The organism is Schleiferia thermophila (assembly GCF_003337435.1).
GTDB classification, from domain to species: Bacteria; Bacteroidota; Bacteroidia; order Flavobacteriales; family Schleiferiaceae; genus Schleiferia; species Schleiferia thermophila.
On the sequence record NZ_QPJS01000005.1, the window covers coordinates 125,245 to 139,263 of the forward strand.

General features: G+C 45.5%; 16 protein-coding genes and 1 tRNA gene. 11 read left to right on the forward strand and 6 right to left on the reverse strand.

The window, feature by feature from the left end:
- Position 1: 1 nt before the first annotated feature.
- Positions 2-1,021: a phenylalanine--tRNA ligase subunit alpha gene (gene pheS / locus DES35_RS10235; RefSeq protein ID WP_114366502.1), complete on the reverse strand. Its 1,020-nt coding sequence runs from the start codon at positions 1,019-1,021 to the stop codon at positions 2-4.
- Positions 1,022-1,133: 112 nt separating this feature from the next.
- Here pheS and DES35_RS10240 point away from each other — a divergent pair, with 112 nt between their 5' ends.
- The 3 genes from DES35_RS10240 to DES35_RS10250 are packed head-to-tail and all read left to right on the forward strand — an operon-like array spanning position 1,134 to position 2,201.
- On the forward strand, positions 1,134-1,502 hold the full coding sequence (locus DES35_RS10240; RefSeq protein ID WP_037361352.1) for a hypothetical protein: 369 nt from the start codon (positions 1,134-1,136) through the stop codon (positions 1,500-1,502).
- Positions 1,503-1,511: 9 nt separating this feature from the next.
- Entirely contained in the window at positions 1,512-1,877 is a 366-nt protein-coding gene (locus tag DES35_RS10245; RefSeq protein ID WP_114366503.1) for a hypothetical protein, read from the forward strand.
- A 51-nt stretch (positions 1,878-1,928) separates the two neighbouring features.
- Complete coding sequence (locus DES35_RS10250) at positions 1,929-2,201, forward strand: acylphosphatase (RefSeq protein WP_037361346.1); 273 nt, start codon at positions 1,929-1,931, stop codon at positions 2,199-2,201.
- A 301-nt stretch (positions 2,202-2,502) separates the two neighbouring features.
- Here the strand turns inward: DES35_RS10250 and DES35_RS10255 are convergent, their stop codons facing one another.
- Both DES35_RS10255 and DES35_RS10260 read right to left on the reverse strand, forming a co-directional pair.
- Complete coding sequence (locus tag DES35_RS10255) at positions 2,503-3,003, reverse strand: hypothetical protein (RefSeq protein ID WP_037361343.1); 501 nt, start codon at positions 3,001-3,003, stop codon at positions 2,503-2,505.
- A 201-nt stretch (positions 3,004-3,204) separates the two neighbouring features.
- Positions 3,205-3,786 (reverse strand): hypothetical protein, encoded by a 582-nt coding sequence (locus DES35_RS10260; RefSeq protein WP_037361341.1) that lies wholly within the window; start codon positions 3,784-3,786, stop codon positions 3,205-3,207.
- Between the two features lie 66 nt (positions 3,787-3,852).
- On the opposite strand from DES35_RS10260, the gene DES35_RS10265 reads away from it, so the two are divergent.
- The 7 genes from DES35_RS10265 to DES35_RS10290 all read left to right on the forward strand — a co-directional run bounded on the left by DES35_RS10265 (position 3,853) and on the right by DES35_RS10290 (position 9,647).
- Positions 3,853-4,611 carry a hypothetical protein gene (locus DES35_RS10265; RefSeq protein WP_114366504.1) on the forward strand — a complete coding sequence of 253 codons (759 nt, stop codon included), beginning with the start codon at positions 3,853-3,855 and terminating at the stop codon, positions 4,609-4,611.
- Positions 4,608-5,255, forward strand: coding sequence for an NUDIX hydrolase (locus DES35_RS10270; RefSeq protein ID WP_037361135.1), 648 nt, complete (start codon positions 4,608-4,610; stop codon positions 5,253-5,255). Before DES35_RS10265 ends, DES35_RS10270 begins: the two co-directional genes overlap by 4 nt.
- A 130-nt stretch (positions 5,256-5,385) precedes the next feature.
- On the forward strand, positions 5,386-6,156 hold the full coding sequence (locus DES35_RS10275; RefSeq protein WP_037361134.1) for a lysophospholipid acyltransferase family protein: 771 nt from the start codon (positions 5,386-5,388) through the stop codon (positions 6,154-6,156).
- A gap of 124 nt (positions 6,157-6,280) precedes the next feature.
- Entirely contained in the window at positions 6,281-7,051 is a 771-nt protein-coding gene (locus DES35_RS10280) for a hypothetical protein (RefSeq protein ID WP_037361133.1), read from the forward strand.
- Complete coding sequence (locus DES35_RS10285; protein WP_125039466.1) at positions 7,048-7,821, forward strand: MbnP family protein; 774 nt, start codon at positions 7,048-7,050, stop codon at positions 7,819-7,821. Before DES35_RS10280 ends, DES35_RS10285 begins: the two co-directional genes overlap by 4 nt.
- A 91-nt stretch (positions 7,822-7,912) precedes the next feature.
- Positions 7,913-7,984, forward strand: a tRNA-Arg gene (locus DES35_RS11580).
- A 40-nt stretch (positions 7,985-8,024) separates the two neighbouring features.
- The gene (locus DES35_RS10290; RefSeq protein ID WP_114366505.1) at positions 8,025-9,647 is read left to right on the forward strand and encodes an ABC-F family ATP-binding cassette domain-containing protein; all 1,623 of its coding nucleotides are present in this window, start codon (positions 8,025-8,027) and stop codon (positions 9,645-9,647) included.
- A gap of 726 nt (positions 9,648-10,373) precedes the next feature.
- Here the strand turns inward: DES35_RS10290 and DES35_RS10295 are convergent.
- From DES35_RS10295 to ettA, 3 genes are read right to left on the reverse strand one after another with little or no spacing between them, the layout of a single operon-like run.
- A complete protein-coding gene (locus tag DES35_RS10295; RefSeq protein WP_037361157.1) occupies positions 10,374-10,904 on the reverse strand; it encodes a 3-hydroxyanthranilate 3,4-dioxygenase in 531 nt (176 codons plus the stop codon).
- Positions 10,905-10,918: 14 nt separating this feature from the next.
- Positions 10,919-11,446 carry a DinB family protein gene (locus DES35_RS10300; RefSeq protein WP_037361125.1) on the reverse strand — a complete coding sequence of 176 codons (528 nt, stop codon included), beginning with the start codon at positions 11,444-11,446 and terminating at the stop codon, positions 10,919-10,921.
- A gap of 34 nt (positions 11,447-11,480) precedes the next feature.
- Positions 11,481-13,175, reverse strand: a complete 1,695-nt coding sequence (gene ettA / locus DES35_RS10305; protein WP_037361124.1) for an energy-dependent translational throttle protein EttA — start codon at positions 13,173-13,175, stop codon at positions 11,481-11,483.
- Positions 13,176-13,220: 45 nt separating this feature from the next.
- Between ettA and DES35_RS10310 the strand changes: the two genes are divergently transcribed.
- Positions 13,221-14,018 (forward strand): hypothetical protein, encoded by a 798-nt coding sequence (locus DES35_RS10310; RefSeq protein WP_125039467.1) that lies wholly within the window; start codon positions 13,221-13,223, stop codon positions 14,016-14,018.
- Position 14,019: the final 1 nt, after the last annotated feature.

Here is a 14,019-nt window from a genome sequence, read left to right on the forward strand (position 1 = left end):
GTTAAAATTGTTTGAGAAATCGCATATCGTTTTCGCTGAGCATTCGGATGTCGGGTATTTGATACCGGTTCATGGCAATGCGTTCGATTCCTATGCCAAAGGCAAAGCCCGAGTAGACCTCAGGATCTATTCCACAGGCTTTCAGCACATTGGGGTCTACCATGCCACAACCTAAAATTTCCAGCCAGCCGGTGCCTTTGGTAATACGGTAATCCACTTCATTGTTCAGGCCCCAGTACACATCCACTTCAGCACTAGGCTCTGTAAAGGGGAAGTACGAAGGTCGCATCCGGATGTTACTCTTTCCAAAAAAGGATTCTGTAAAATAGAGCAGCGTCTGCTTGAGGTCAGCAAAGGATACTTTTTTGTCAATGTACAGACCTTCTATCTGATGAAAGAAACAGTGTGACCTGGCCGAAATGGCTTCATTTCTGTAAACTCTTCCGGGTGCCAGTATCCTGATGGGTGGTTTCATGCTTTCCATCGCACGAACCTGAACATTGGAGGTATGAGTGCGCAGGGCTATATCAGGGTTTTTGGTCACGAAAAAAGTATCCTGCATGTCGCGGGCCGGATGCTCGGGCGGAAAATTCAGAGCAGTGAAGTTGTGCCAGTCATCTTCTATCTCAGGGCCATCCATCACCGAAAATCCAATACGGGAGAATATTTCCACAATCTCTTCAATCATTTGAGAAACCGGATGACGGCTGCCCACAGGTAACAAACCTGCCGGACGCGTATAATCCTCTCCTTTATTTTCTGCTAGTGAGGCTGCTGCTATGGAATTTTTCGCGTCATCAAAGATTTTTTCGGCCAGCTTCTTCAACTCGTTTAAAGGCTTGCCTAGTTCTTTCTTTTTTTCACCTGACACATTTTTAAAGTCTTCGAACAACTGGGCTATGAGCCCTTTCTTGCTCAGATATTTCAGTCGAAAAACCTCGAGTTCTTCAGAAGTATTTATCCTGGATGATTGAATTTCAGCAATTAAATTTTGAATAAATTCCACATTTAAATGAGCCATATCAGGAATCCTTGAAGATTAGAATGCATTAAACAAAACAACATACAAAGTTGTGTGTATTTTTTTCTAAATAAAAGTAAATTTGCTCAAGCAATTTTCTTTGGAAACCCGTATGATACAACATAAAATCTTCAGGTCACTTGTGTGGCTGATTTTGGCAGCGATGGTATCTGCCTGTTCGCCGGATAAAAAACCATATAAAGTGACTTTCCGGGTAACTCTGCCTGACGGAAGACCAGTTCAAAATGCTTTTATTTATTTGTATACCCCGGTTGAAAACTCCCTAATTGACGGAATAATAACCACCAATCAGCTCGGCGAAGTCACCTGGCAATACGATCATAAAGCAATCATAAAATACGAAGCTTCCAAAGCGGGTTACAAGAGATGTGATGTCATTGAGCTCAGGCAAGGCACTATTTTCGTGGATGTGGTTATATATCCTGAGAACGATCCCAGGAGGGCATGTTTACCTCAATAATCATAAGCTATGAAAAAAATATTTGCCTTATCGGTTCTTTTGCTGCTTTCTGCAGCGTGCAGCGTTGAAGACCCTGTTTACAACTTCAGAATACGCGTGGTCAATGAAGCCAGGCAGCCTATTGATTCTGCCTTTGTGTTTGTAGCACCCAATGTACCCAACTCCATCGTTCAATTTTCTGGATATACCAACAGAGCCGGAGAAGTCACCTTTACTTACGACAAAGAGGCCATTTTCATAGTAGAGGCCAAGCGAGGTCTTGACTCCATCACCATGCTGCTGGGTTGTGGTTATATCAAACTCAGCCCGCTGCAGGAGGCTTTTGTGCAAATTGTGGCTACGCCAACCAACGACCCCGACGACGGATGCTTCTAAACCTTCGGATTTGAACTATGTATTGTTGTTTACCAACTGATTTGGTCCCCCATGTTTAAGTGTATCCGGGCAAAGGTCTATGGTCGTGTACAGGGAGTTTATTTCAGACAATATACATTTCTCAAAGCCAAAGAGCTCAACCTGGTGGGCTTTGTAAAAAACGAATCCGATGGAAGTGTCCTCGTAGTAGCGCAAGGTTTCCAGGACCAGCTGGATAAATTTATCGAATTCCTACACCAGGGCAGCCCTGCATCGCAGGTAGAGCGCGTGGAATGGGAATATCAGCCTTTGCACTTCTTCCAGCGATTTGAGGTAATTAGATAAAATATAAGTAAAGTGGTATTTTCTGCTCCTCTCTATGTATACAATTCCATGCAACTTTGATTCGAGTAAATGAATCCGATAAAAAGTACAACCCTATCGCAAGAGGTAAACCCAGGATTCAGTTGCGAAGGACTTAATTTTGATTGTTTTGCAGGAATACTATTCATTCTCTTTGGAGAATGGGAGGCCATGTAAATGACAGATCTGGACTGTTTTGTCCAACCATTCCGGAATTGATTTTTTTAGCCATCGGAAAATACATATTTTGCATGTGAAAAATACAAAAAACGGTTCATTAAATTCATACAGCTACCCCATAGTACAGCCGCAAAATTTTGTCGTAAAATGGATGTGTATAATTGAGAATAATGAAATACCAATTGTGATAATATCTCAACTTTTTAAAAGCGTTTACATACGGATAATCTTCTAAATACTGCGGAACATATCCTCTTGTAATATCAAAAGAAATCTGTACCGCGCTCTGTCGGTTAAAAAATATTTTGTAAAGCGGATCATACGCATACCACTTGCCATTCATCCATATTTCCACGATGGTATGTTCCGAATTCAGGTGTACCCTTCTGGCCGGGAAAGGGCATTCTTTAATAAACTCCCTGGCCATACGGTAGCAGTCACCATCCAGATTGCTGGCCAGTGAGTCAAAATATTCAATATTGAAATTGATGCGGTTGGCTATGTAATTTTTCGGATAAATAAAAAATAATGGAACAAGCATTACTAAATATACCAATCCTGCAATGGCTAATAGTATGAGAAATTTCCTGAGGTTTTTGTTCAATGTCGCCGGAATTGTCTTAGAATCAAAATTGAATCTTTCAAGGAAAGGAAACAATTAATAAAATTTTAATTTATTGGTTGCATATTTAACCATTCATTATGACTAACCACTTGTCTTGAATGCTTCAATTTTGTTCTGCTACGAAATCAACAGATTCCGCACTTTAAGTATTTAAACTATAAAAAATGATACCTGTAATTTTTACTTAGCAGAAGTCAGTTTTAGGTAATCATCAATCAGTTGAATCAATGCCTTTCTACTTTTCCTGTTTGAATACATGTCATCGACTACTACTTCGCTGTTGATCAGGAGAGCTATTTTTTTACCATCAATCAATTTTTCCCTAAGTAGCATAAAAACACCTTTTAATTCAGCCGCATCCCTTGGAAAAAGTAGCAATGTGTCCTTTTCCACCAGAAGCGAAGCTAAAATTAGTTCTTTCTTCCGATAGGTTTCAAAATTGGGATATAAATAAGCTGTTTCAGCAATCGGATTTATGATTAAAAACACATCCATTTCATCAGGTTTCAAGGCTTTTTTGAGCCGTCTGAAACTGTACATCAAAAAACCCGAAGGAGTATCTGCACGCACATCGAAATAGTACGACCGTACATTTTTAAAATACAACAAGGACGACTGCGTATAGTGGAGCTGATCCGGAAGTGTAGTGTAGTGCTTTTTATTGTAGAACAACGCGTTGATACATACAATAAAAACCAGACCCGAAATCACTAATTTCAACAAAGGTCTAAGCTCATATTCTTTGGCTGTCTGCCTGCTCATGTGCGATGGAGTATACTAATGTATAAACAGAAAACATGTCGATATTTGTTTTAAAAAAAAATTCTTATGAAATTTACTCTGGTATTGACATTCGTATGCTTCCTTCTTTCGTTTACACAAGACAACCGGTTGATTCTTCGCTTATCGGAAGGTCAGACGGTCAAATACACCAATCAACTGAGCACCATTACCTACGCCGATGAAAACATGCAATCCCCTGTTGCCAAAGGAGAATTTTTATTTAATCAGCAGCTCACCATTATAAAGGCCCTGGAATCTGGCTATGAAGTAGATTTAAAACTTCTCAGAATCAAGTTTAAGCAAGAAAGTTCACGCTGGAGCATGGACTACGACAGCGACCGCAAGGACGCAATACCCGACGGCAGAGGCGGTATGATGGTTATGATTATGAACTCGCTGTTGGAAGAGAAGTACAAACTGGAGGTAAACAACACCGGTAAAGTCGTCAAAAAACCCAAAATTCAAACTCCCGACGGCAACGATATCGGAGCAGCTTTTGGAAATGTTTTCATCGAACTGCCGGGCACCCCCGTGAGAATAGGTGACAGCTGGTTCAATGAACTCACCTTCAGAAACACAAAAATTCAGCTCATGCATACAGTAACCGGTGTTGTGAATGGGTTGATAGAAATGGACACCGAAATAGTGGGGGACGAATACTCAAGACCCGGAAAAACGTACATTGACCCGGCTACCGGTTTATTGGTCAAATCAGAATTTGAGACCATCAGCAAGCAGTTCAATCAAATGTTGGGCTCAGAGACTTTTGTCAAAACAAAAGTCAACATTCAAATCATGCCATGACCTACAGCAGCTGGCAGGATAAATTTTTGGATTTCCTGCGGTCTAAACCTCCTCTACCCGGAGAATCAGCTCACGAATTGGTAGCACTCAAGGGCAGAGTAAAAGCCTCAGAGCTGAATTCACTTATGGTACAGCCAAAAATTTCGGCTGTCGCTGTAGTGTTCGAAAAGTTCATCGACGAATACCGGATTGTGCTGATTAAGAGAAGAGAATATGCAGGTGTACATTCTGCTCAGATAAGTTTTCCGGGAGGGAGGAAGGAGGGCCCGGAATCCGAACTGCAGGCCAGTTTGCGCGAATTGTATGAAGAACTAGGCGTAAAACTCCATGCTGACCACCTGCTCACTTCCCTAACTGAGCTCTACATACCTCCCAGCAATTTTTTGATGTATCCTTTTGCCTTTCAGGTTTGCGAACCCTTAAAAATATACCCCGACCCCGGCGAAGTAGCAGATGTGCTCTACCTGCCCCTTCAGAACCTGACCAAAGACCCCTGCTTCCAGCCTCGGAAAGTGTCGGTAAATAATTTTCAACTCTCGGTGCCAGCCATCGAACTCAACAACCACATCATCTGGGGCGCCACCGCTATGGTGCTGGCAGAAATCCATGTACTCGTAAAAAAATTCCTCACCACCCACTCCTAAGCAGATACTGCTGGAGAACCTATAGTTTTTTCTCCCGGCCCACTCCTTGAAAACCTGCTCCGGTACTTTCATCCAGAGTGATTGGCAATTGGAATAAAAACGTAGCTTTGCCGGTAGAATTCTTCTGCCAATGAGCGTAAAGTTCAGAGATCCTTTCGGCTACTCTTACCTTATCAAGCGATTGGTCATCTTTGTATTTGGTATTGTAACCCAATTTCGGTTCAACCTCCAGTTCAAATATCGCATCACCGGCTCCCGACACCTGAAAGATCTGCCAGACAAAGGTGTGCTCTTTGTCAGCAATCATCAAACCTATTTTGCAGATGTGGCTTTTCTGTACAATGTATTCAATTGCGTCCGATACGGAGTATTTGACCGGATCAACTGGCCTTGGTTTATTTTCAATCCAATGCTGAACATTTACTTTATAGCCGCCAAAGAGACCATGAAATCCGGACTCTTGCCCAAAATTTTTGAATACGCCGGTTCTATCTCCATCAAGCGAACCTGGCGCGAAGCAGGCCGCGATGTCAACAGAGGAGTCGACCCGAGAGACATCGAAAAAATCCTCAAAGCCATTGAAACAGGATGGGTAATTACTTTTCCCCAAGGCACCACAAAACCCTATGCCATCGGACGACGCGGCACCGCTCAAATCATAAAAATGGCAAAACCCGTCGTAGTCCCCATCGTAATCGATGGATTCCGGAGAGCATTTGACAAAAAAGGCCTCTTCATTAAGAAAAAAGGTGTCACACTAAAAGTAACCATCAAACCCCCTCTGACCATTGATTACAACAACTCCCCGGAAGACATCATGAATCAAATCATGGATGCCATCGAACAAAGCGAACACTTCCAGCCTAAATTCATCAAACCAGGCATCCGAAAAAGTGAATAATCCCATCCCAACACTTTTCACAAGTCCCGTTAAAATGTAGGTATACATACATTCTCCGTTCCATTCGGACACCCTTGCACTTCACAGCATTATTCCTGTATCTTTGTAACTCAAGTATCTGTCCATGCATCAAAAATTTACATCCATATCGCTGATTTGCCTGGCCGCACTGGCCTGCAACAAAGACATTGAAAAAATCCTAGATTTTGAATACGAAGAACGCAACATTTACATCGCACCGGTCTTCTTTTACAGTGGTGCTGTAGCAAGGGCAGATACCCTTTTTGCCACCTCTTACAACACCTATCTGCAAATCGAATCAGCCAATCTGATATTTTCTAACTTCTTCGTTTCTACCGACATAGATACCTTTTATACCGATTCCCTCCTGCGAAAACAAAGCATTTTTTCCCTTACTTTCCAAGGCAAGGTGCCCGCCGGATACGTCAGGTCCGGAACTTTTAGAGGAGGAGGGTACGGCTGCCAATTTGGCCTTGACAGCGCTGTCAATTTCGGAACCCGACCCGCCGACTATCCCCCCAGCCACCCGCTGGCCAATACGGCAATTTGGGAAAAGGACGCCGGCTACGACATCCTTCAGATCAAAGGAGTTGTCATCGACAGTGCTGCTGCTGACAGCACTCAGATCGTCAAACCCTTTCTAATCCGCGTGCGCAATCTGCTCAATTTCGAACCCATTCCCCAGTTCCAGCTCAAGAATTTCAACATCGACAATCAAAGATCAGCCACCTTCGAATGCTACATCGGCCTTGAAGCCGTGCTCAATCTCTACAACCTTCATCAAACCCCCATCATCGGAGGCAATCCATTTACCCTTGGTTCCCAGGACAGCATGAAAACCATACTCGAAAACATTCTAATCGATTTCCAATGAACAAAACCCATCTTTACATCCTCACAACGCTGCTGCTAAGCAGCTTAATGTCCTGCAAAAAAGACAATCCGGACCAAATACCCGCACTGGCCACCCTACAAGTCGAATTTCAAGTGACAAACCATACCACACCTGTAGGGTTAAATACACCCATACAGCTCACCGACGGGCGACAAATCACAATACTCGAACTCAAATACTACATCAGTCATTTAAAATTCCTGCATCAAAACACTGAAACCAATCCCCGGGAACCCGTACTCGCACTCATCCAGCACCTCGAGCCCGGAAAAAACTCCCTGACCCTTCAAATCGCCCCCGGCACCTTCTCCGGCCTGAAATTCTATCCCGGACTCGACAGCATCACCAACAATTCCAACCCCGTAGACTTCCCGCGTGAGCACCCCCTCAGCGCCTTCTTCAACATGCATTGGAACTGGAACCTGAAATACCGCTTTGTACTGATGGAATTCAGAGCCCTCGACTACACACCCCCCATACCATGCTCCTTCCACCCAGGCACCAACCAGCTGCTCACAACCACCATCCTACCCTTTCAGCAAGAACAAGTACTCCAAGCCGGAAAATCATATAAACTGACCATCGCCCTCGACCTGAACAAACTCTTCGATGGCCCTTCAGGCTATATCGACTTCGAAACCGAAAATCAGGCACACGCCGACCCAGGCGACTTCGAACTTACCAAAAAATTTATGGAAAACTTCGCTGCAGCCTTCCAAATTGCTTACTTTACTCCCCTACCGCAATAAATCACTCCCTTTCACTCCTACATTTAGTACCTCATAAACCCGGTAACTCCTCACAATACCTTACTTTTGCACCGCGAAAAGTGAACCATACGGCTTCATAGTACAATGGATAGTACGTGGGTCTCCGGAACCCAAGATTCCAGTTCGATTCTGGATGAAGCCACTACCATCAACCCACCTCTTTCACATACTTACCCACACAGATGATTACAGCATCAGGAGTCTCCCTCCAGTTCGGAAAACGCGTACTGTTCGATGAAGTAAACCTCAAGTTCCACGGCGATAACTGCTACGGAATCATCGGCGCCAACGGAGCCGGAAAATCCACATTCCTCAAAATACTCACCGGCGAAGTCACCCCCACCTCCGGCCGCATCGACATAGAACCAGGAAAAAGAATGGCCGTACTACGCCAAAATCACAACGAATTTGACCTATACCCCGTACTCGACACCGTCATCATGGGCCATAGAGAGCTCTATCAAATCATGAAAGAAAAAGAAGCCCTCTATACCAAAGAAAACTTCACCGAAGAAGACGGTATCCGTGCGGCAGAACTCGAAAACCGCTTTGCCGAACTCGACGGCTGGAACGCCGAAAGCGATGCAGCAGCGCTACTCTCAGGCCTGGGTATCAAAGAAGACCTCCACCACAAACTCATGAACGAGCTCTCCGGCAAGGAAAAAGTCCGCGTACTACTCGCACAAGCACTCTTCGGCAACCCCGACATACTCATCATGGACGAGCCCACCAACGACCTCGACGTCTATGCCATCAACTGGCTCGAAGACTTCCTGCTCAACTTCAAAAACACCGTCATCGTAGTCTCACACGACCGCCACTTCCTCGACACCGTCTGCACCCACATCTGCGACATCGACTTCGGCAAAATAAAACTCTACACCGGCAACTACACCTTCTGGTACGAAGCCAGCCAGCTGGCAGCCCGCCAAAGAGCCGCAGCCAACAAAAAAGCCGAACAAAAAATCGCAGAACTCAAAGAATTTATTCAGCGATTCAGTGCCAACGTATCCAAGAGCAAACAAGCTACCTCCCGTAAAAAACTCCTCGAAAAAATCAATATCGAAGAAATTCAACCCTCCAACCGCAAGTACCCCGCCATCATCTTTCAGCAAAACCGACCCGCCGGAGACCAAATCCTCGAAGTCAACAACCTCGCTGCCTTCGACACCGACGGCACACCCCTCTTCCGAAACATCACCTTCAAAGTCAACAAAGGCGACAAAATCGCCTTCCTCGCCGACAACCCCCGCGCCATCACCCTCCTCTTCAAAATGCTCGCCGGCGAGCTCCAACCCGACCATGGCAACATCTTCACAGGCCAAACCATCACCATCGCTTACATGCCAAACGACAACTCCCAATACTTTCTAAAAGACCTCAACCTCATCGACTGGCTGCGCGAGTACTCCCCAAACAAAGACGAAGTCTACATCCGCTCCTTCCTCGGTAAAATGCTCTTCTCCGGAGAAGAAGTCCTCAAATCCGTACGCGTACTCTCCGGAGGCGAAAAAGTCCGCTGCATGCTCTCCAAAGTCATGATGACTGGCGGCAACCTCCTCATCCTCGAAGAACCCACCAACCACCTCGACCTCGAATCCATCACCGCCCTCAACAACGGCATGGTCGACTTCCCGGGCCAAATCCTCTTCACTTCATTTGACCACGCCCTCAACCAATCCGTCGCCAACCGCATCATCGAAATCACACCCAACGGCCTCATCGACAAGCTCATGACCTTCGACGAATACATCGAAAGCGAAAAAATCAAACAACAAAAGCAAGAACTCCTCTACGCCTTCTAAATTCCACAGCATCCGATTTTTAATGTTTTGGGCGCCTCCCCCGGCCGCTTTCTACCAGCGGCCGGGGGCCGGTCTACGGCTCCTATTCACCTTGCGGATCGGGCGTGGCCCATCGGGCTGCGGTGGCTCGCTCCCGCTCCGCATCCTCGCCCGTGCGCCACACAGCCCGCCCGCTACGGCTCATATCCGCCTCCGCCCTGGCGCATCACCATCCTGAATCCTGATAACCAGAACCCTTTGCTCCATACAAATCTCATCAACAGCTTGCTTGCAAGTCCACCATGCAAAAAATAAGTACCCATCCCATTTGACACACATCCGAAATTTCAACCAAACCGCTTAATAAAATCAAAAAATCCAGGTACCTTAATCCTCAAAAATGCCACTTCAACATTCAAATTGATAAATTTTAACAACCTTCAAAAAATAAAAAACAGACTACCACACATCAGAAAAAAAACATCAATTCTAAACACCATATTTCACTGAAAAGCCCGTCGTAACCATCTTCAAAAACAAAAAAAGCAAAGGACTTTTTACACGCTATTCCTGAAGCAAATCAAGTATCTGTAAGCAAGACTTCAACAAAAACACATTTTAGCCATATAATAGATGATCACAGTAACATTAAGGCAAGTCGCTTACACCTGCCAGCAGAAAGTATCCAGCATCTTGTTTGAAGAAAGCTTTTTTCCGTAACTGTTTAGCGGCATAATTTATACCCCTTCACACAAACCTCGGATCGGCCTCCATCGTGTAGCCGCATTGGTCACAGGTGCGCAAAGCTTCAGAACCATAAAACTCCCTGAAATGAGGCAGAAAATCCTTCTCAATATCCTTTAACTCAAAGTACACTTCGTACAGCTTGTGGTTGCACTTTTCGCAAAACCACAGCAATCCGTCCTGATAGCCCTTATTGACCCTTACGCGCTCTATTACAAGCCCGACACTTCCCTCCGTACGAATCGGCGAATGCGGCACACCGGGAGGAAGTAGAAACATATCCCCGGGACCTAAGCATATGTCCCTTGGCTCGCCATCTTGCTGAATGCGCACGGTAATGGTGCCTTCCAGCTGATAAAAGAGTTCCTCGGTTTCATTGTAATGATAGTCCTTACGCGCATTGGGACCCCCCACTACCATTACAATGTAGTCAGTCCCCTCTGGGTAGAGGTTTTTGTTGGCCACAGGTGGCTTGAGCAGATGCCTGTTGGCCTCAATCCAGGCTCGCAGATTAAAAGGCTCTCTAATATTCATGGCAGTGTAAAGTTTCAAAAATCCAAATATCTTTCGCCAATTACATTCAGATGATGGTCTTCATGCCCGGCAATGATAAAAGCCAGGTCATTGGCGCAGGTTTTCCATCCATTCACCTTTCCTTGAAAAAACAATTCCTCCCTGGTCATCTTCTTGAAGGTGTGCAGTGTAAGATTCCGCACCAGCAAATATTCGTGATACAATTCGCTGATTCTCATCGCCTCCAGGTTGTGTTTCGAGCTTTCTGCCCACTTATTTTGATCAAAGGCAGGTAAATCCGAATCATCAAATCGACCCATGGTAAAGGCGCGATATAAAAATACCCTTTCAGCGTCAATTACATGCCTGATCACCTGCCCAAGTGTCCATTTGCCCTCAGCATAGCTGTACTCTACCTGAGCCGGTATTAGTTCCCTGAGCATGGCCATCATTCTCCTTTTGCCCAACTCTAACAAGGGAATTAAGTCACCATCAGGAAGCCTTTCAATATACCCCTTGTAAAAATCAGGCACCTGTTCTGGCAAAGGTCTTTTGAAATGCATTGGGATATGAGTTAAAAAAACCGTACTGTTTTGACTATCCTTCCTTTACGAGCTTTTTGTACCGGAATCGCTTAGGAGTGGTTTCGCCCAGTCTCTTTCGCTTGTTCTCTTCGTATTCTGAAAACGACCCCTCGAAGTAGTACACCTTGGCATCTCCCTCAAAGGCAAGGATGTGTGTACAAACCCTGTCCATAAACCATCTGTCATGTGAAATAATCACAGCACACCCGGCAAAGTTTTCCAACGCCTCTTCGAGTGCCCTGAGAGTATTGACATCCAGGTCATTGGTGGGCTCGTCCAGCAGCAGCACATTGCCCCCTTCTTTTAGCGCCATCGCCAGATGCAGGCGATTGCGCTCACCTCCGGACAACATTCCTACTTTTTTATTTTGGTCAGAACCGGAGAAATTAAACCTCCCCAAATAGGCTCTGGTATTGATTCTACGACCCCCGAGTTCAAATTCTTCTTGTCCGTCGGCAATGATTTCAAAGATGGTTTTGTCGGGGTGCATCTTTTCGTGAGATTGATCTACATAAGAAATTTTAACCGTATCGCCTATGATAAACTCACCGGCATCCGGTTTTTCCAGGCCCATAATCATTCGGAAAATGGTGGTCTTACCAGCACCATTGGGACCTATGATGCCCACGATACCGGCTGGCGGAAGGTTAAAATTCAAATCCTCATAGAGCAGTTTGTCGCCATAGGCCTTGGCCACGTGCCGGGCTTCGATGACCTGAGTTCCAAGTCTGGGTCCGGGGGGAATGTAGATTTCCAGTTTTTCCTCCTTTTCTTTCTGCTCTTCGTTGAGCATTTTCTCGTAGTTGGCCAGACGGGCTTTTGATTTGGCCTGGCGCCCTTTGGGATTCATTTTTACCCATTCGAGCTCCCGCTCCAGGGTTTTGCGTCTTTTGCTGGCTTGTTTTTCTTCCTGTTCAAGACGTTTGGTTTTTTGCTCCAGCCAGCTGGAATAGTTTCCTTTCCACGGGATTCCCTCACCGCGATCGAGTTCCAGAATCCAGCCGGCCACATTGTCCAGAAAGTATCGGTCGTGAGTTACGGCCAGTACGGTACCCGGATATTGCTGTAGGTGATGCTCCAGCCAGAGCACACTCTCGGCATCCAGGTGGTTGGTCGGTTCATCCAGGAGCAGTACATCAGGTTGTTTGAGCAGCAGCCTGCAGAGTGCTACACGGCGTTTTTCACCACCGGATAGCACCGATATGGGTTTGTCGGGATCGGGGCATTGAAGCGCATCCATGGCGCGTTCCAGTTTGGTGTCGATCTCCCAGGCGCCGAGGGCTTCTATTTTATCCTGCAGTTCTGCTTGTCGGGCCATGAGTTTGTCCATCTTTTCCGGATTTTCATATACCTCCGGCAGGCCAAACTGATCATTTATGGTATTGTATTCATCGAGCAACGCCATCACATCCGATACTCCTTCCCTTACGACTTCAATGACTGTCTTGTTCGGATCGAGTTGTGGCTCTTGTTCGAGATATCCCACCGTATAGCCAGGCGACCACACGACATTTCCCTGGTAATTTTTATCTACACCGGCTATGATTTTCAGTAAGGTACTCTTGCCTGAACCGTTCAGACCCAATATGCCGATTTTGGCCCCGTAGAAAAAACTCAGGTAAATATCTTTGAGCACCGTTTTGTTGGTGGATGAGTAGGTCTTGGTCACCCCACTCATCGAAAAAATAACTTTTTTATCTTCTGACATGGTTACAAGTTTGCTTACTTTACAAGTATTAATACATTCCAAGCTTTGAACACATCCTCACATATTCCTGCGCCCGGAAATTCACTTTCAGTCTGCGAATATCTGAACTCGCTGCCAATTATTCCATTCGTTTTTGCGGTAATGCTCTGCTCACAGAACCTATCAGCACAGTCATTTTCCGTCAGAGGATTTATCTACAACGACAGCCGCACCCCCCTTCCTCTGGAAAACATGCACATCCGGAACCTCAATACCGGAAAAGGAACCATTTCCCTTTCCAACGGCTACTTCCAGCTCAATGCCAGCATTGGAGACACCCTGCTCATCACCGGATTAGGCTACAAAAATCACTACCTCTTTATCGACCATACCTACAAAGCTGAAATCGTAAAAATAATGCTCGTTGAGAAAGCTGTGGAGCTCAGTCAGGTAGATGTGACCGGCTACCGCCTCACTACCAACAACCCCCGGCCCATGGAAATAAAAGCACCTCTGATCCCATCAGAAAAAGAGTTGAAAGCTCCCGGCAGAAGCAAAGCCACTATCTCCAGCCCTATTGATTACCTCTATCAAATGTTGAGCTCCAGACACCGGCAACTCGAAGAACTCGAAAAGCTGGCCGAAAAAGACGAATTTATCGAAAAACTCGACCTCAATAACAATAGGGAAATCCTCCTTGAGCTCACAGGATTGGACCAGGAAGGTCTGCGAATGCTCATCTTCTACTGCCAGATGAGCGAAGAAAAGATTTATTCCTCCACAGATTACGAACTGATCATCTCCATGTTGCGTTGCTATCAGCACTACAGGACACGTAGAATGTTTTACGACAAGAAGCAGTGAC